Annotated in this window: 17 protein-coding genes and 1 pseudogene; 6 read left to right on the top strand and 12 right to left on the bottom strand. The window is 63.2% G+C overall.

Translation table 11 applies throughout. From position 1 onward, the window contains the following. Positions 1 to 204: 204 nt before the first annotated feature. Positions 205 to 1,335 carry a hypothetical protein gene (locus N7650_RS11800; RefSeq protein WP_279898320.1) on the top strand — a complete coding sequence of 377 codons (1,131 nt, stop codon included), beginning with the start codon at positions 205 to 207 and terminating at the stop codon, positions 1,333 to 1,335. Here the strand turns inward: N7650_RS11800 and N7650_RS11795 are convergent. Continuing rightward, complete coding sequence (locus N7650_RS11795; RefSeq protein WP_064304750.1) at positions 1,332 to 1,904, bottom strand: sce7726 family protein; 573 nt, start codon at positions 1,902 to 1,904, stop codon at positions 1,332 to 1,334. The genes N7650_RS11800 and N7650_RS11795 overlap by 4 nt on opposite strands. Positions 1,905 to 2,187: 283 nt before the next feature. Between N7650_RS11795 and N7650_RS11790 the strand changes: the two are divergent. Together N7650_RS11790 and N7650_RS11785 are read left to right on the top strand one after the other, a co-directional pair. After that, positions 2,188 to 2,322, top strand: a pseudogene (locus N7650_RS11790) (cytochrome c); the annotation flags it as partial. Between the two features lie 530 nt (positions 2,323 to 2,852). Further along, complete coding sequence (locus N7650_RS11785) at positions 2,853 to 3,149, top strand: DUF3077 domain-containing protein (RefSeq protein ID WP_279898318.1); 297 nt, start codon at positions 2,853 to 2,855, stop codon at positions 3,147 to 3,149. Between the two features lie 107 nt (positions 3,150 to 3,256). On the opposite strand, the gene N7650_RS11780 is transcribed toward N7650_RS11785, so the two are convergent. The 10 genes from N7650_RS11780 to N7650_RS11735 form a co-directional block, all read right to left on the bottom strand. Beyond that, a complete protein-coding gene (locus N7650_RS11780) occupies positions 3,257 to 4,180 on the bottom strand; it encodes an alpha/beta hydrolase (protein WP_279898317.1) in 924 nt (307 codons plus the stop codon). Positions 4,181 to 4,246: 66 nt separating this feature from the next. After that, positions 4,247 to 5,527, bottom strand: coding sequence for an OprD family porin (locus tag N7650_RS11775; protein ID WP_009407793.1), 1,281 nt, complete (start codon positions 5,525 to 5,527; stop codon positions 4,247 to 4,249). A 50-nt stretch (positions 5,528 to 5,577) separates the two neighbouring features. Next, the gene (locus N7650_RS11770) at positions 5,578 to 6,441 is read right to left on the bottom strand and encodes an aldose 1-epimerase (protein ID WP_009407794.1); all 864 of its coding nucleotides are present in this window, start codon (positions 6,439 to 6,441) and stop codon (positions 5,578 to 5,580) included. Between the two features lie 93 nt (positions 6,442 to 6,534). Beyond that, positions 6,535 to 7,626: a mandelate racemase/muconate lactonizing enzyme family protein gene (locus N7650_RS11765; RefSeq protein ID WP_279898316.1), complete on the bottom strand. Its 1,092-nt coding sequence runs from the start codon at positions 7,624 to 7,626 to the stop codon at positions 6,535 to 6,537. Further along, positions 7,623 to 8,435 (bottom strand): NAD(P)-dependent oxidoreductase, encoded by an 813-nt coding sequence (locus N7650_RS11760; protein ID WP_279898314.1) that lies wholly within the window; start codon positions 8,433 to 8,435, stop codon positions 7,623 to 7,625. The genes N7650_RS11765 and N7650_RS11760 overlap by 4 nt, the downstream gene beginning before the upstream one ends. Positions 8,436 to 8,499: 64 nt before the next feature. Further along, positions 8,500 to 9,789 (bottom strand): MFS transporter, encoded by a 1,290-nt coding sequence (locus tag N7650_RS11755; RefSeq protein WP_009407799.1) that lies wholly within the window; start codon positions 9,787 to 9,789, stop codon positions 8,500 to 8,502. Positions 9,790 to 9,874: 85 nt separating this feature from the next. Beyond that, positions 9,875 to 10,168 carry a Dabb family protein gene (locus tag N7650_RS11750; protein WP_009407801.1) on the bottom strand — a complete coding sequence of 98 codons (294 nt, stop codon included), beginning with the start codon at positions 10,166 to 10,168 and terminating at the stop codon, positions 9,875 to 9,877. 15 nt (positions 10,169 to 10,183) lie between these two features. Next, positions 10,184 to 11,590: an aldehyde dehydrogenase (NADP(+)) gene (locus N7650_RS11745; RefSeq protein WP_009407803.1), complete on the bottom strand. Its 1,407-nt coding sequence runs from the start codon at positions 11,588 to 11,590 to the stop codon at positions 10,184 to 10,186. Between the two features lie 12 nt (positions 11,591 to 11,602). Continuing rightward, complete coding sequence (locus N7650_RS11740; protein WP_009407805.1) at positions 11,603 to 12,049, bottom strand: nuclear transport factor 2 family protein; 447 nt, start codon at positions 12,047 to 12,049, stop codon at positions 11,603 to 11,605. A gap of 3 nt (positions 12,050 to 12,052) precedes the next feature. Beyond that, positions 12,053 to 12,862 carry a ribonuclease activity regulator RraA gene (locus N7650_RS11735; RefSeq protein ID WP_279898309.1) on the bottom strand — a complete coding sequence of 270 codons (810 nt, stop codon included), beginning with the start codon at positions 12,860 to 12,862 and terminating at the stop codon, positions 12,053 to 12,055. Between the two features lie 173 nt (positions 12,863 to 13,035). Here N7650_RS11735 and N7650_RS11730 point away from each other — a divergent pair, with 173 nt between their 5' ends. The 3 genes from N7650_RS11730 to N7650_RS11720 all read left to right on the top strand — a co-directional run bounded on the left by N7650_RS11730 (position 13,036) and on the right by N7650_RS11720 (position 15,656). Further along, positions 13,036 to 14,643: an IclR family transcriptional regulator C-terminal domain-containing protein gene (locus N7650_RS11730; RefSeq protein WP_009407810.1), complete on the top strand. Its 1,608-nt coding sequence runs from the start codon at positions 13,036 to 13,038 to the stop codon at positions 14,641 to 14,643. Between the two features lie 202 nt (positions 14,644 to 14,845). Then, positions 14,846 to 15,010 carry a hypothetical protein gene (locus tag N7650_RS11725; protein ID WP_279898308.1) on the top strand — a complete coding sequence of 55 codons (165 nt, stop codon included), beginning with the start codon at positions 14,846 to 14,848 and terminating at the stop codon, positions 15,008 to 15,010. A 4-nt stretch (positions 15,011 to 15,014) separates the two neighbouring features. Beyond that, complete coding sequence (locus tag N7650_RS11720) at positions 15,015 to 15,656, top strand: XRE family transcriptional regulator (RefSeq protein ID WP_064304801.1); 642 nt, start codon at positions 15,015 to 15,017, stop codon at positions 15,654 to 15,656. A 12-nt stretch (positions 15,657 to 15,668) separates the two neighbouring features. Here N7650_RS11720 and N7650_RS11715 read toward each other — a convergent pair whose 3' ends face one another. Beyond that, on the bottom strand, positions 15,669 to 16,151 hold the full coding sequence (locus tag N7650_RS11715; RefSeq protein ID WP_080604708.1) for a hypothetical protein: 483 nt from the start codon (positions 16,149 to 16,151) through the stop codon (positions 15,669 to 15,671). Positions 16,152 to 16,276: the final 125 nt, after the last annotated feature.

Raw genomic sequence — 16,276 nt, 5'->3', positions numbered from 1 at the left:
TGTTTATAAAAAAGGAAATCTCTTACACCGAGCAATAAGCAAGAAACAAACCTTGAAACAAACGGTATGAATTCCCGGCATTCAATCATTTAAACGCCATCTATAACTACTTCGCCTTACCTTCAAAGCAAGCCAAGCACAGGCGTCATCTCCGAGTGCAGAGTGTGACGCCTAACCCATGGCATTGGAAAATGCGGAGTAAATATGGATCAGTTGAAAGACATCATTTATGCACCCTGCCTGCGATCAAGTACATACGACCTTCTGGCACTAAGAGAAATCGAGGAGCGTCGCCGAAAGAGGATTAGTCCAATCATATCTGCCAGGGGTAATGATTTGACCTTGATAAGCGAGTTCGCCAAGTATTGGGAAGGTGATAGCTTCTGGCTGGACTCATCAAGATTTCCACAGGACAGCCAGACCGAACTGACAAAGAAACTGAACGATCCTAGCGGAAATTTTGACGGCAAGTTTTCTGCCTTCAGTAAGATCAAACAGATCAATCCAGGCACACTGCCCGTTGTAGGTTTCAGTTCCGGTGATAAACCGCGTAACGTGGTGCAATTCGCCCTTCGACTATATAAGGAGTTTTCAGCGGTCGCCATTCGCATTGAGGGTTCTGGTGCAGTTCTTGAACGCAACCTGGCAACAGCGCGCGCCGTTCTGAACGCTGTCAGCGACGAAGATCTAGCACGTACAACCATCATCCTGGATGCCTGGAGCATCAGCCAGATCCCTTCCATGCAGGAAGGAAGCAGCCTTCAGAAAATGCTCCGTCTGACCGAGGAGTACGATGTCGCCAACGTGATCACCCTAAGCACGTCCTGGCCCGACGACCGTCCAGACAGAGGTGTCAACGCGACTGTGCCCTGCATTGACCCTTTCTGGCAGGCGATCACGCACAAACAGTTGGGTACTAGGGGAGTAGCACATGTCTACGGGGACTACGCTGCTACTAACCCGATGCGCGATCTGCTGGACGATTTCGATCCCAAGAAAATGGCGCAGCCTATTCCTTTCGCCGGCTACTACAACGCTTGCTCCTGGCATCAGGAACGCCATGGTGCAGGTGGTGAAAACGAGAAATATCGGGATATCGCCCGCTCATTCAGGGCACTCGGTAACTACCACGGTGACGAGTTCTGCTGGGGCACACGTGCAATCGGGGCGATCGCTAGTGGCGCACGTGAAAAGCCCGGAAATATGGCATTCTGGAACAAGATCCGTATCAACCAACACATCTGCGCCATGCTTGAGGACCTCTCGGGAGGCCTGCTGCAAGCCCTAAGCAACCCACATGAGCCTGAGTACGACGATCTGGATGACCTGATCTAGCCGCCCTTACGGTCCTTGAGACAAGCCAGTACACAACTGCGAATCGAGTCGATAGGAACAGATCCGGAGACCTTGCCGCGGACTTCCGCCTTGGTCTCCTTCTTTTTCACAACGATGCCGTTTTGCTCGCACAAGGCATCCAACTCCTCACGCCAGAGCAGACCAGTGAGGTCGTAAGCATTGGCTTGGCGATTAGGCTTAGCATTGCGCAACAACACGAGCCCTCCCAGGTCATCAGCAACAAGAATGCCGACGCCTTTGGGCGTGACCTCGAGTGCCTTCTCAAGATGGCGACCATGGGTACACAGCCACACCTCATCGAAGACGTTGAAATAGGCATCACATTGGCTCGGCCAGCGTTTCAGCGTATCGGCACCGGATTTGATTTCAAAAGCGACAAGGCGGCCATTGGCAACTGCAAGATCCGCCCGGAAGGTCATGTCGATGGACCGCCCTTCCTGCCGGTTGACGAACCCCAGCTCCTCGATAAGCACATCATTGACGTCCTTGGAGAGATGGGTCGTGACCCAACCTTTCAGGTTGTCCCGGATGGCGGCAGGCGAAAGCATGGCGATTCCTCAAACGATAAGCGGCGGGAGTATAGGAAATCGCCAAGGGCCTAGCCAGCGTCACCTATCGGTAGCAGCCAGAAGAGTTGTTTCTAAACGGCAAAGACCGATTTCATCTTGCATGGTCGGGAAAATATGCAATAAAGGCCGCCCTACGGATTACCCGGCCTTTCGAGCCGCCATGGACTGCCAAGCCGATGAACATCAATAAGACCTGCATCGCCCTGCTGGGCCTTCTGACCCTGCCCCATGCCTCACTGTCGATTGCCGACCCTGCCAACGGCTCCGACTCAACGGCAATCTGATTCCGAAGACCTTGCAGGAAAATGGCGTGAAGATGCCGCCGTTTACCTGGAAGGTTCAGGATTTCCGGGATTTGAATCAGTACATGGTGGGGGTGATTTCAAGAGCGCGGTGATCCGGGTAGGACAATCAAGGCTGCTAAGCCATTACAGAAAGGTACAGTTGCCACCCTTTGCTTGATTCGCCGCGGCCCCTGTGGGAGCTGGCTTGCCAGCGATAGCGGTGGTGAATTCACCGGCGTCATCGCTGGCAAGCCAGCTCCCACAGGGTCCGTGTCGTCAGGCCGGCTTCCCGCCATATCAGGCAACGAAACTTCACCGATTTCCGACTTTCTTGTAGGCAATTTCCCAAGCATACTTCCGCGGCTTATCAGCTGTTGCGTGCCGGGGAAACGCTGCCTAGTCTTGCTGCCGTCGTTGATGTCTGGCGACCGGCTTTGACAGGCCGAAGGTAAAAGATTCCCCCAGCACCATGCTCACCTTGCTCGGGCGCCAAGCGCCTGGCTCCGTGTTATGGCGGCTGTATGTGGGGCGCACTCGTGCGCGCCGGGTTTCCCTTTTGCCTCGGTCTGTCAACCCACGTACAGCTGCCACCCGCCGTTTGACAGCCGTGTGTAGCAGCCCCTTTTCGCAAAAGGAAATGCTCATGAAAAAGCTCGTCCCCGATCCTCCCCGTGCCGTCACCGTCCACACCCGCTTTTCCGCCTGCGACGGCCACCATTCCCCGCTGTTCGCCGTCTGTGCCGGTGCCGATGTCGACAAGGCGCTGGCCCATCTCGTCGTACTGCTGCGCTCTGCCTATGAAACCAATCTCCAGGCCTGCGACGCGGTCAAGAATGACCATCTGGCCGGAATCCTCTGGGCGACCCAGCACGCCCTCGAAGCGTCCAGGGCGCTGGCGGAGTCGATGATGAGGGGGATAGCGGAGCAGGCCTCTGGCTGAGCCAGTTGATTCGATGCGGACCCTGTGGGAGCTGGCTTGCCAGCGATTGCGGTAGTGAATTCACCGGCGTCATCGCTGGCAAGCCAGCTCCCACAGGGTCCGTGTCGTCAGGCCAGATATTGCAAGGCTATTACGCCCAACCGATCCCATAATTGCTCTACCCGCTTGACACCGAAGGCGCGCAGTCCGGAGTGAACCAAGCCCGCTACCACCTCGACCTTGGCTTCGCCTCCCGCCCCTACAAGCGCCGCCGCATAAGCCAGCCCGTGATCCCGCAACGGATCCACCCCGGCCACGGCAATGAACGCCGGCGCCAGCCCGCTGAAATTCTCTGCCTCCAGCGGCATGGCACAAGGATCCTGCCAATCACTCTGTTGCGGCACAAACCCCGCCAACGATCGCCGCAATCCCGCCACTGTCATCAACGGTGCCTCGGCATGCTCGCTCATCGATGGCAGATGCTCCCGCGACGTCAGCACCGGATAGACCAGCAACTGCCCCAACGGCTGCGGCCGACCATCCCGGCGCAAGGCCATGCACAGCCCGGCAGCCAAGGTACCGCCAGCGCTGTCACCCCCGACGATCAGCCGCTCGCGACTCAGCGCCGCATCGACCCGCCCTTCGCGCAAGCCATTCCATGCACCCATGCAATCCTCCAGCGGCGCCGGATAACCATGTTCCGGCGCCAACCGGTACTCCACCGCCACGATCGCCACCGACACCCTTCGCCCAAGCGCATAGGCAAACCAGTCATGGGTGTCCAGGTTACCCAGGTTCCACCCACCACCATGCAGATACAGCAACGTTGGCCAGCCACCATGCGGTACCGGTCCCGCTGGCTTGTAGACCCGAAGCCTCACGCCATCCAGCACCCGGTCAGCGATAGACCAGCCTACCGGCGCCTCGGGCGTACAAGCCCGACAAGCCCGCAGAAACGCCTCCCGCCGTGCCTCGATACTGTCATCGACAGGCACAAACCGCTGGCATGCCTCGACATAGGCCTGGATTTCCGGATCAAGGCGATAACTCATGACAACACTCCAAAAACGCAAAAGCCGCCGCCCGTTCCAGGGCAGCGGCAGGGTTCAAGACAAAGGTCAGAACAACGGCAAGGTATACGCCAGGATCACCCGGTTTTCATCCCGGCGTCCGGTGGCATCGCCTTGCAGCTGGACATTGCGCAGGCGCAGGGCAAGGTTCTTCAGCGGCCCGTCCTGCACGGTGTAGGTGATGTCGATATTGCGCTCCCACTCGCTGCCGTCCTCGCCCGCCACCTTGAAGTTGTCGCCCTTGACGTATCGGGCGAAGGCCACCAGCCCCGGCACGCCCAGCGAGGCGAAGTCGAGGTCGTAGCGCGCCTGCCAGGAGCGCTCCTGGGCCCGGTCGAAACGCAGCACCTGCACGGCGTTGGCTGCCGCTGGCAGGTCGGTGTCGTGGATGAACGGTAACGCGCTGTCACCGGCGTTGTACTGGTAACCGACGCGGAAGGTCTGCGGCCCGAGAGTGGCGCTGAGCATTCCGGAGGTCATGCGGCTGTCCAGCTTGCCGGCCTTCTCGGCGCCGGACTCACCGGTGTCGAGGTAGTTGAGCGTTCCGGACAGGTTCCAGTCACCGAGCTTCTGCGTATGGGTGACGGTAGCGAGGTTCTGCTGGTAGACATCCTCCAGCCGCCCGCCCCACAGCCCCGCCGACCATTGCGGGGTAATCCGCCAGGTGCCACCGAGGTAATTGAAGCGGTCGCTGAACACGCTGTAGTAGTTGCCCACCTGGATATCCCGGGCGCCTGCAAATTCACGCTGGTTGACCTGGCGCATCTGGCCGACGCTGAGGTCGAGGTTGTCGATCTCCTTTACATCGAGCATGGCGCCTTCGAAGAACTGCGGCAGCAGGCGCGCGTCGCCGGAGCTGACCAGGGGGATCTTCGGGAACAGCCCGCCCACCTTCAGCTCGCTCTTTGAATACTTGAACTTGAGCGCGGCAGTGGCTTCGGAAAACTCGTCCACCGAACGCGGATCGGCATTGCGCGGGCCGCCGGCACGGTCGTAGGCGCCCGGCAGCAAGGCAGTGCCACTGCGCGACGGTGAAGAGTCCAGCTTCAGGCCAAGCCCGGCGTAGAAGTCCACGCCCACGCCGATGGTACCCTCGGTGTAGCCCGATTCACCCTTGAGGATGAAGCCCTGGGCCCACTCCTCCAGCTTGGATTGCGCGGGCTTGGTGGAGTCGCGCAGGTCGTGGTTGTAGTAGAAGTTGCGCAGGGTCAGGTTGGCCTTGGCATCTTCGAAGAACGCCGCATGGGCGCCCAGCGGCGCCAGGCCCAGCAGCAGTGTCAGGGGTTTTGCCGAGCGAGCGAAGCCCGCCCCGTACGAGGATGATTTCATTGTTGTTGTTCTCTTTTTAGGGGTGATGGATCGGTAACGCGCTGCCGGGCTCAGCGCCCGTGCCAGATAAACGTCAGGGTCGTCTCCAGGGCCTCTCCCGGGGCCAGTTCATGGGTGCCGACCTCGGTCCACTCCGCTCTGGGGCGGTTGAAGGCGTCGGCCAGATGGGAAACCGGCTCCAGGCACAGGTAGCCCAGGCCTGCGGGGGCGAAGGCAACCATGTGGGTCAGATCGCTGTGCAGCTCCAGCGTACCCTGCGGATAGTCCACCTTTAGCTTGCCGTCCCAGCGCGACTGGTAATGGGCGACCGCCTCGCCGTTGTCGGCGGCGATCTGCAGGGTTTTCGGTGCGTCCAGGTAGCTGCCGGTAGCGAGGTAGTCGGCATCGATCTGCCATTCACGCCCGACCCGGTATTCCACGCGCATCCCGGGATGACGCTGGAAGTACGGATGCAGCCCGAGCCCGGCCGGCATCGGCGTCTCGCCCTGGTTGACAAGGCGCAGGGTGACCCGCAAGCGAGGGCCCTCCAGCGCAAATTCCTGCTCGGCACGAAACGCCCAGGGCCAGTGCTGGCCCTGGTAATCGCAGCGGATCAGCGCCCTGTCGGCTCCGGCGCTGACTACTTGCCATGGCTGGGTATGACTCACGCCATGCAGGGTGTGCGGCAAGGCCGCGTGGTGGGCCGGCAGACGATGCTCGACGCCGTTGAATGCCAGGCGCGCCTTACGGATGCGGTTGGAATAAGGAAACAGCGGATAGCCCCCGGCCCGCGGCCAGTCCAGCGGGTCGAAGGACTCACTGGTGATCGGCAGCAGCAACTCCAGCCCGTCCGCGCTGAGCGAAGCGATACGCCCGCCCCACGCCGGCAGCAAGGCCAGTTTCCAGATGGCGTTGTTCAGTTCGACACGTTGCATGACACCCTCCGTTACCCCGAAGCGGGCACGACAAGCCCCTGCCGCCACGCCGAAGCGTGGCGGAGGTTGAAAGCCAAAGGACGAGAAAGCCGCTCAGTTGCGGCGCAAGCGCTCGATCACCTGCTGATCGATGTCCAGCCCCAGGCCCGCGCCTTGCGGGATCTGCAACTGGTTGCCGCTGCGCAGCGACTCCACCGGATATAGCCAGCCTGCCGGCTCGACGAACAGGTATTCCACCTGCGGCACCCACGGCTGGACAGCCGCCAGGTGCAGGGTGGCGATCAGGCCGGGGCCGAAGTACGGGCAGTGCGGCAGCACCACCGCGTCGCGCTGGCGCGCCAGTTCGCCGATGCGCAGGCATTCGGAAATACCGCCGACCTTGGTCACGCTGGGCTGGATCGAATCCACCGCGCCCGTCGCCAGGGCCTGTTCGAACTGCACTGCAGTGCACCAGTTCTCCCCCGCCGACAACGGCACTCCCTGCCCGCGCAGGCTGGCCAGGGTCGCGAAGTCTTCCGGCGGGAAGATAGGTTCTTCCAGCCACGCCAGCTTGAGGTCACGCAGTGCCGGCAGCCAGTCGCGGGTGTCGCTGACCTTCCAGCCGCAGTTGACGTCGGTGGCCAGCGGCACGTCGTCGCCGATGGCGCGGCGGCAGGCGGCGATCTCGTCGACCGTGACTTCATGCAGCTTGATATCGCTGAAGCCAATTTCCAGGGCCTTTTCGCAAATGGCCGGCGCCACCTCGTTGTCGGAATAGCGGACCAGGCTGGCATAGGCCGGCACACTCTCGCGCACCGCCTCGCCGAGCAGGCGATGCAGCGGCAGGTTGCGCCGGCGCGCCGCCAGGTCCCATAGGGCGATATCGATGCCGGAGATGGCGAACATGGTCACGCCATAGCGCCCGAACAGGTGCAGGCGCAATTGCAGCTCCTGGTTGAACGCGGCGATATCGGTGATCTCACGGTTCAGCAGCAGCGGCGTGATCAAACGGTCTATCAGGGCCTTGGTGGCGTTGGCGACGAAGTAGCCGAAGGCCTCGCCCCAGCCGACATTGCCGTGCTCGTCCTCGATGCGGACCAGCACGTTTTCCAGGGTGTTCCAGGTGGTCGGGGTGATGCCCTGGCCCTTGCCACCATCATGGAACGGGATTTCCACGATCTGCGTGTCGATGCGGACGATCTTCATTGCGGGTTCTCCAGCAGCGAAGCCAGGGGCACGCCGGCGTACGCACCGCCGACATGGTCGCGGCCCGAGCCTTCCGCGGCCATGGTTTCATAGGGCAGATAGTTGTCGGCCAGATGCTCGCCGGCATTGTCCTGGGGCTGATAGCCGAGGGCACGGGCGCGGTTGTTGTGGAACAGCGGATTGGGGCTTTCCGAGACGCCATAGACGATCTCGTTGCGCACCTCGGGGTGTTCCAGGCCGATCAGCATGAGCTGGGCCAGGTCGCGGGCGCTGGTCCACATGCGCAGGCGACGGGCGTCGGAAACCTTGGGGTCGGCATTGCCGATCCGCACGATGAAGGTCGCCACTTCGCTGCGCAGGGAGAAGGTGGTGCAGGCCGCTTCACCGAACACCTTGCTCAGCGCGTAGTAGCTGTCCGGGGCCACCGGCATGTCGTCGAAAAACTCGGCCCGGTCGCTGCGGTACTGGCCCAGCACATGGTGGCTGCTGGCGAAGACGAAACGCTTCACGCCATAACGCTGCGCCGCTTCCAGCAGGTACAAGGTGCCGTGGTAGTTGGGCTCGACGGTGCTGTTGAAGTGGATGTCGGTGCCATGGGCACAGGCCAGGTGGAGGATGCCATCGACCCCGTCCACCGCGCGCTGCACACAGGCCGGGTCGGTGAGGTCGCCGACCACCGCGGTCTCGCCCTCGTGCAGGTCCGCGACTGCCTGGCGGTCGAGCAGGCGCAGGCTGTAGCGCTGGCGCAGGAAGGGCCGCAGGGCGGTCCCGACGATACCGGCGGCGCCGGTGACAAGAAGCGTAGGCATAGCGAATTCCTGAAATCCTGGTAATTGCACAAGCGGGTTGCGGCCCGCAGGCCGCGTTTTACTATCAGGCTGCCGCGACCACGGCGTCGCGCTTGACCGGCGCCTTGCCGACGAAGAACGCTACGATCAGCGCTCCCAGCACACCGAGGCCGCCGGCCAGGGCGAAGCCGCTGCCGTAGGTGCCGGTGGCCTGGATGATAAAGCCGGTCACGGTCGGCGCTACGATCCCGGAGAGGTTGGCCAGGCCGTGCATGAAGCCGCCGGCAGTGCCCACCTGGTGATCCGGCACCGCGTCCTGGATCAGCGACCAATAGGCCGGTGCGGTGAGCATCAGGAAGCCGATGGCCACGGTCATCACCGCCACCGTGCTGGTGACGCTCTCGACCCGTCCGGTCAGGACGATGCACACCGCCGCCACCAGCAGGCAGGTAACCAGCACCACCTTGCGCGAGAACAGCTGCTTGCCGGTGCGCTTGAACACCCAGTCGATCAGCAGGCCGCCGCAGACGAAGCCGACCGTACCCACGAGCCATGGCAGCGCGGTGACGATGCTCATGGACTTGAGGTCGATGCCCTTGGCGTCGATCAGGTAGCTGGGGAACCAGGTCATGAAGAAGTACAGGATGTAGTTGTAACAGAACAGCGAGACACCGGTGACCAGCACCGACCGTTGCAAGATGATCTGCAGCACCGGGGTGCGCGGGGCCTGCTCGGCGGTCATGACCGGGGCAACGCGGCCTTCATTGATTTCGGCCAGTTCTTCCGGCGAGACCTTGGCGTGTTCCTGCGGTGTCGAGGTCGCCAGGCGATACCAGGCGATGGCCCAGAGCACGCCGACCACCGCGATCACCACAAAGGCCACGCGCCAGCCCAGCCACAGCGCCAGGAAACCGACGATCGGGCCGGCCAGCGCACCGCCCAACGGGCCGCCGGCCTGGTTGATGCCGATGGCGCGGGCGCGTTCCTTGATCGGGAACCAGCTGTTGACGGTCTTGTTCGCGGTGGTCGAAACCGGGCCTTCACCTACCCCGAACAGGGCGCGAACGATCAGCAGCGACCAGAAGTTGAAGGCCAGCGCGGTGGAACCGCAAAGCACCGACCAGAAGCTCATGGACCAGGTCAGGACCTTCTTCGGCCCGAAGCGGTCGGCCAGGTAACCGCCGACGAAGCAGAACAGTGCATAGCCGAAGAAGAAGCTGCTGAAGATCATGCCTTTTTCGGCAGGGGTCAGATGGTATTCCTGGGTAATGAAGGGCATGGCGATGGACAGTGCGGCCCGATCGACATAGTTGATGATCATGGCGATGAACAGCATCGTCAGGATCGTCCAGCGGTAATTCTTTTTCTTGTTCATGTACGTCTCCGTCCGGCGCCAGTAGCGAACCGGATCTTGTTGTTATAGCGCCGGACCCCAGGCAGGGTCCGGCTGCCTGTCGGGTCTAGACGCTGTAATCCACTGCCACCCACTCGAAGTACTGCTTGAGCTCCGCGACCAGTGCCTGGTGCGCGGGGTGTGGCAGGTACCGCTCTACCGCGGCGGCATCGTCGAAGCCCGAGTCGAGGATGTAGTCCCAGCAGATGGGGCGATCCAGCTCGTTGGCGGCGACGGTCCAGTCACGGATGAAATCGATCTCCTGATCGAGGTCGCGCATGCGCGCGACCAGGCGTTGCTCCAGTTCCGGCTGCCGCTCGACCTCGGCGAGGCGGCGAAACAACACGACGTGACGCATCATGGCGCTGCCCTCCCCTTAGCCCAGCGTCCACGCCGGCGCGTCCTGCAACGCGACCGGACGCAGGAAGCGCTCCAGCGCGGCGTAGCCGACCGAGGTGGTTTGCGGGGTGGTGGACGACGGCCAGGGCCCGCCATGCTGCTGGGCGTGGCACACCGCGACACCGGTCGGCACACCGCCGAACAGCACGCGCCCGGAGATCCTCTCGGCCGCACGAACCAACTGGCGATTGTCATCGCTGGCCTGCTCGGCACCCCATAGGGTGGTGGTCAGGCTGCCGCCGACGGCCTCCAGCACAGCCACCACTTCGGCAACCGAAGCGGCACGCACCAGCAGCGCCGCGGGGCCGAACATCTCCTCGCGCAGATGGGCATTGGCGATGAACGCCGCCGCATCGGTGCTGAACAGGCGCGGCGCCGGGCCGGCCCCATCGGCCGCCGGGGTGAACACGGCATCGGCATTTGCGGCCACGGTGGCAGCAGCCGCGTCGAAGCCCTGGCGCATGCCGGCGGTGAGCATACGGTGCGTGGCGATCGGCGCAATGGCCTCGGCCAGCTGGGCGACGAAACGCTCGCTGTGGGGCGAGTCCAGCAGCACGATCAGGCCGGGGCTGGTGCAGAACTGTCCGCAGCCGAGGGTAATCGAGGCGGCCAGCGTTTTCGCCAGGCCTTCGCTGTCTTTTTCCAGGGCGGCAGGCAGGGCCACCAGCGGGTTGATCGAACCCAGCTCGCCGAAGAACGGCACCGGACGCGGACGCTCATTGGCCGCCTGCCACAGGGCCTTGCCACCCTGGTAGGAGCCGGTGAAGGCGACGGCGGCAATGCCCGGATGCTGCACCAGGTAGGTACCGCCAGCACGGGAGGTGGCTTCGACCAGGGTCAGCAGGCCTTCCGGCAGGCCCTGCTGGCGAACCACACCGGCCGCCAGTTCGTATACCGCACGGGACAGCTCCGGGTGACCGGAATGCGCCTTGACCACCACCGGGCAACCGGCGGCCAGGGCCGAGGAGGTATCACCACCCAGCACCGAGAAGGCGAACGGGAAGTTGCTCGCCGAGAACATGGCGACCGGACCAAGTGCACGCTGCACCCGCACCAGCGCCGGACGCCCGGCAGGCGGTGCGCCGGCCACGGCATCGCTGACCACCTGGCGATACGGCACGCCCGCTTCCACCTCGCTGGCGAAACCGCGCAACTGGAAGGCGGTGCGGGCCACTTCGCCCTTCAGGCGGCCTTCGCCCAGGCCACTTTCACGGTCGGCAATGGCGACCAGTTCGGCCTGCCGGTCTTCCAGCGCGGTAGCCAGGCCATTGAGCAGCGCAGCGCGCACGGCGGCCGGGGACTCGGCCCAGAAGTCGGCGGCGGCAACGGCCTTGGCGACCACCTGGTCGATCAGCGCCAGGGACGGATCATGTTGAATATTCATTGAACGCTTCCTTCAGCGGGCCTTGGGTTCAAGGTGATAACCGCGGCCGGTGTAGTCGAAGTCCACCAGCTCGTTGATCGCCACGTCCTTGTCCGCCGGCGAGGCGTAGTAGGCGCGGATCTCGCGGATCAGGCCGCTTTCCTCGTCGAAGACGTACCACTCGTCACCGCGCAGCGCGGTGCCCGGCTTGCTCTTCCAGTGGGTCCACTCGATCACCGCTTCATTACTGTCGTGGCTGACCAGGATCTTCTCGATGGTCCACTGCGAGCCCAGGTTCTCCACGCACCACACCCACTTGCGGGCGATGGTGTCGGCCGTGCGCCAGGGCACTTCCGGCAGGCCGGCGGGGAAGTAATGCACGGCGTCCGGGGTGAAGCAGGACACCAGCTTGTCGTAGTCGCCCTCGTTGCAGGCGTCGAAGTAACGGCGGATCAGTTGCGCGTGCTTGTGCTCGGCCACGGCTCAGGCCTCCTTCTTATCGATGATCGAGGGGATCGCCGGACGGCCGTTGGCGACCCAGGCGTGGTAGTCGGAGACCGAGGCCGGGCTCGGCGGGTAGACGCCCCACAGCGGCTCGCCCGAGGCGATGCGCATGGCCAGGTAGTGCTCGATGTCGTCCTGCACGCTGCACACCTCGGCCAGCTCCTCGGCCAGGTGCGCGGGGACCACCGTCAGGCCATCGGCATCGCCGACGATGATGTCGCCCGGATACACGGCGACGCCGGCACAGCCGATCGGCACCTGCAGGTCGGCGACGTGGTGATAGGAAATGCGCGTGGTGGCGGTGATCTCGCGGGCATAGGCCGGCAGGTTCATGGCAGCGATCTCGCTACCGTCGCGCAGTGCCCCATCGGTGACGATGGCCTTGGCGCCACGTGCTAGCAGGCGGGTCACCAGGATATTGCCGGCGGAGGCTGCGGCTGGGTCGTTGCGGCTGTCGATTACCAATACGTCGCCAGACTGCACCTGCTCCACACCAACCCATTGCAGGTTGTCGTCGTTGGGCTTGGTGGTCATGGTCTGGTAGGTGTCGATGTCTTCACGGGCAGGAATGAAGCGCATGGTGAAGGCGCGCCCGGCGAACGGCTGGGTGTCGCGGGTCATGGCGCGCAGGCCGACCAGCGCCGGCTGGCGGAAGCCGCGCTTGAACAGCTGGGTGGTCAGCGAACCGCTACTGCACGCGGCCAGCTTGGCCAGGGTGGCGTCGCTGACTTCGACGCGCTTGCCCGAGGCGCTTTCGTGGGCATCGGCATAGGTATGGATGACGGACATTCTTATAGGTTCTCCAGGCGGATTCATCCGATGGGTGGCCGACGTCATTCCCACCATGTGGAACAAGCGCCGGCTTCAACCCCCGTTGAGGCCGATTCTATGGGGGAAAGTCCCAGCAAAAAGGGGCAGAATCGGTGTCACAGCCGTTCCGTTCCAACTGATGGGAATAACCGATGAAACCAGGTGAAGGCACCGCCGCCCTTGAAAAGGCCCTCGACGTGCTCCAGGCCGTGGGCGCCATGCCCAGCGGTATAAGCCAGGCGCAACTGGCCGCCCAGGTGCCACTGCCGCGCACCACCCTGTACCGCATCCTCGCCACCCTGGTGGAGCGCGGGATGATCCGCCGCGATCCGACGCGCAAGGTCTACCGCCTGGGCTTCAACTACCTGGAGATGGTGCGCAATGCCTACCTGGAGCCGGACCTGGTAGCGGCGGCCAGCGAGGAACTGCGCGCCCTGCGCGACCTGACCGGGGAGACTTCGTACCTGGCGGTACTCGACGGCAACCAGGTGCTGTCCCTGGAGCGCTGTGATGGCGCCCATACCCAGCGCTCGGCGGCCAGCCTTGGCCAGGGCAAGCCGGTGTACTGCACCGGCCAGGGCAAGGCGATTCTCTCGGCGCTGTCGGCCACGGCACGGGACGAGATCCTCAAGGGCGTGGTAATGGAGCCGCTCACTCCGCTGACCATCACCGACCGCCGCCGATTGCTGGCCGAGCTGCAGATTACCCGCGCCCGCGGCTATGCCCTCGACGACGAAGAAATCCGCCTCGGCGTGCGCTGTGTGGCGGCGCCGATCATCGACAAGCAGGGTGTGGTGCGTGGTGCGTTGAGCGTGGCCGGGCCGGCCTATCGCCTGACCCTGGAGCGCCTGACCCTGCTCGGCCCGGAGCTGGCGGATGCGGCACGGCGGGTGGGCGAGCAGTTGCGCCCGGAAACCACCCAGCGGCCGTCGGGTGCCTTGAACGTGCTGCCGGCGCCCTGGTCGTTCCATGGCGCCTTTCCGCGCTGGCATGCCGCGAGCGGCCTGCTCTACTGGGCCGACACTCTGGCCCCGGCAATCCATTGCTGGGACGGACGAACCAGCCGCCTGCTGACCCGTCTGGACATGCCGGTGCGAGCCATGGAGCTGCACCGCGACGGCTTGCTGGTGGCCCAGGCCGGGGGCTGGTCGTTGGTGGATTGGGAAGGAAACGAGCATCCGATGCAGGATGTACTGGGCAGTCGCTTGCTCGCCTTGGCCGGGCATCCATCCGGCACCCTTTGGGCCTGTGCACGCACGGCCAGCGGTTGCCTGATCGGCGAGATGAGCAACGAGGGCGAGTTGCGTCATGGCTGGGCGCTGAGCGAGCAGATCAGCGGTTTTCGCTGGGATGCCAGTGGCAGCGCGGTGTATGCGATCGCGCCGGAGACCGGGGCTATCCTGCGCTTGCAACCGGGGAGCACGGTGGTGCGGCGCTTGGCGTCGCTGCCTCGGGGTGGCGGTAGCCTCAGCGGGCTGGCGCTGGATGCACAGGGTGGGGTCTGGACTACCCAGCGTGATGGCTGGAGCCTGGCGCGCTTCGATGCCGAAGGGAACCTGGAGCGGATGATCGGGTTGCCGGTGCCCTGCCCTACGGATCTGTGTTTTGGCGGGGATGGGATGCGGACGCTGTTCATAACCAGTGCGCGGCAGGAATTGAAGCTGGAGGTGCTGGGGAGTGCGCCGGATTCGGGGGGTGTGTTGCAGGTGGAAACCGAGGTGGGTGGGCAGGTTGTGGGTGGGATCAACAGGTTTCCTTGACCTTCCGGGCCTCATCGCTGGCAAGCCAGCTCCCACAAGTCAGCGGTGCACACGATCCCTGTGGGAGCTGGCTTGCCAGCGATGAGGCCCTCAGGAACAACAGCAAAATGGAATTAACAAATGCAAATTCATTATTTCTGGTTCTAAGAGCAAACCAGTAGTCTCCCTCTCATGGCCCCCTGCTCCAGACAAGGAATACTCCATGAGCCACGCCGCCACCATTCTCGATTTCACCCTGCACCGCAAACGCAAGCTGGCTCAACAACAAGGTCGTCTGCTGTGGGCGATGTATGCGCAGCAGGCCGGCTTTGCCGCCAGCCCGGAGAACGTCGCCATCACCTCATCGAAAACACCGCGCCAGGCGTAATGGCATGACCACGCCCACCCGCTTTCTGATCACCTCCGACGAACCGCCTTTTGCCTTGCCCGACGCCGTCACCCAGGAAGACGACGGCATCGGCCAGCGGGTCGCCAGCAATCTCCAGCGCCTGCGCGCCAAGCGCCAACTGTCCCTCGACGCCCTGGCCCGGGCCAGCGGCGTCAGCCGGGCGATGCTGGCTCAGGTCGAATCCGGGCGCAGCGTGCCGTCGATCCGTGTGCTGTGCAAGATCGCCCGGGGCTTGAAAGTGTCGGTGGCGGCGTTTCTGGATCAGCGCGAATGCGCCGGGGTCACGGTGCTGCCGGCGCGCGACAGCAAGCGTCTGGTCAGTGCTACTGGAGCTTTCGTCAGTCGAGCGCTGTTTCCGGTGGATGTACCGCAACAGTCCGAATTCTATGAATTGCGCATCAGCCCGTTGGGCGAGGAGCACTCCGCCGGACATGGCCCGGGCGTGCGGGAGAACCTAGTGGTGGCCCAGGGTGCGCTGGAGATCAGCGTCAATGACGAGCGTTTCCTGCTGTCGACCGGCGATTCCATCGTCTTCTACGCCGACCAGCCCCACCGCTATCGCAATCCGGTGGACAGCGAAGCGGTGGCGTACCTGGTGGTGACCCATCCCGAGAGCCGGGACTGAGTCACCCGCCCATCAGCAGGTGCAGCACATCATCGGCATGCCGTTGCAGCTCATCATCATCGGCATGCTGCAGTCGTTCATCATCTTCATCATCAGCATGCAGCAGCTGTTCATCATCTCCATGCTCATGCCGGCCATCGGCATCATCTTGCAGGTCATGCCGTCGGCCATGACGGTGCACTCCATCATGCATTTCATCATCGGCATCATCATGCCGTTCATGGGCATCATCGGCATGGTCATCTGATTGCAGCCCATGAGCATCAGGTTGCCGCACTGCATCATCATCGGCATGCCGCAGTTCATCATCATCTGCATCATTTCCGCGCTGTTGCGGAACATCGCCATGTCCATGCCGGCGGCAGGCTTCATGGTGCACATCATGCCGTCGTCGACCATCTTGCAGGTCATCGTGGCCATCATCATCGGCATGCCGGTCATTGGCATCATCGGCATGGTGGCGTTCATCATCGGCATCTGCATTGCGTTCATCATGGTGAAGTCCTTGTTCAAAGTGACGAGAAGAGATGGATGCAGATTCTAGGGATCGGCCACGAGGCGGCAAGATGGCGGAAAAACAGCGGCTGGCGGTGCGACGACGGGCAAACAGGACGCTTTGG

The organism is Pseudomonas sp. GD04058, assembly GCF_029836855.1.
Taxonomy (GTDB): Bacteria; Pseudomonadota; Gammaproteobacteria; order Pseudomonadales; family Pseudomonadaceae; genus Aquipseudomonas; species Aquipseudomonas bharatica.
Note: the sequence above shows the minus strand (reverse complement) of the source record. Positions and strands in the feature narration are given on the sequence as shown.

Coding starts and splice junctions, on each gene's coding strand:
- N7650_RS11745 (WP_009407803.1), bottom strand. CDS start 11,590: ATGAATATTCAACATGATCCGTCCCTGGCGCTGATCGACCAGGTGGTC.
- N7650_RS11755 (WP_009407799.1), bottom strand. CDS start 9,789: ATGAACAAGAAAAAGAATTACCGCTGGACGATCCTGACGATGCTGTTC.
- N7650_RS11730 (WP_009407810.1), top strand. CDS start 13,036: ATGAAACCAGGTGAAGGCACCGCCGCCCTTGAAAAGGCCCTCGACGTG.
- N7650_RS11760 (WP_279898314.1), bottom strand. CDS start 8,435: ATGCCTACGCTTCTTGTCACCGGCGCCGCCGGTATCGTCGGGACCGCC.
- N7650_RS11720 (WP_064304801.1), top strand. CDS start 15,015: ATGACCACGCCCACCCGCTTTCTGATCACCTCCGACGAACCGCCTTTT.
- N7650_RS11725 (WP_279898308.1), top strand. CDS start 14,846: ATGAGCCACGCCGCCACCATTCTCGATTTCACCCTGCACCGCAAACGC.
- N7650_RS11765 (WP_279898316.1), bottom strand. CDS start 7,626: ATGAAGATCGTCCGCATCGACACGCAGATCGTGGAAATCCCGTTCCAT.
- N7650_RS11775 (WP_009407793.1), bottom strand. CDS start 5,527: ATGAAATCATCCTCGTACGGGGCGGGCTTCGCTCGCTCGGCAAAACCC.
- N7650_RS11800 (WP_279898320.1), top strand. CDS start 205: ATGGATCAGTTGAAAGACATCATTTATGCACCCTGCCTGCGATCAAGT.
- N7650_RS11780 (WP_279898317.1), bottom strand. CDS start 4,180: ATGAGTTATCGCCTTGATCCGGAAATCCAGGCCTATGTCGAGGCATGC.
- N7650_RS11750 (WP_009407801.1), bottom strand. CDS start 10,168: ATGATGCGTCACGTCGTGTTGTTTCGCCGCCTCGCCGAGGTCGAGCGG.
- N7650_RS11795 (WP_064304750.1), bottom strand. CDS start 1,904: ATGCTTTCGCCTGCCGCCATCCGGGACAACCTGAAAGGTTGGGTCACG.
- N7650_RS11715 (WP_080604708.1), bottom strand. CDS start 16,151: ATGATGAACGCAATGCAGATGCCGATGATGAACGCCACCATGCCGATG.
- N7650_RS11770 (WP_009407794.1), bottom strand. CDS start 6,441: ATGCAACGTGTCGAACTGAACAACGCCATCTGGAAACTGGCCTTGCTG.
- N7650_RS11735 (WP_279898309.1), bottom strand. CDS start 12,862: ATGTCCGTCATCCATACCTATGCCGATGCCCACGAAAGCGCCTCGGGC.
- N7650_RS11785 (WP_279898318.1), top strand. CDS start 2,853: ATGAAAAAGCTCGTCCCCGATCCTCCCCGTGCCGTCACCGTCCACACC.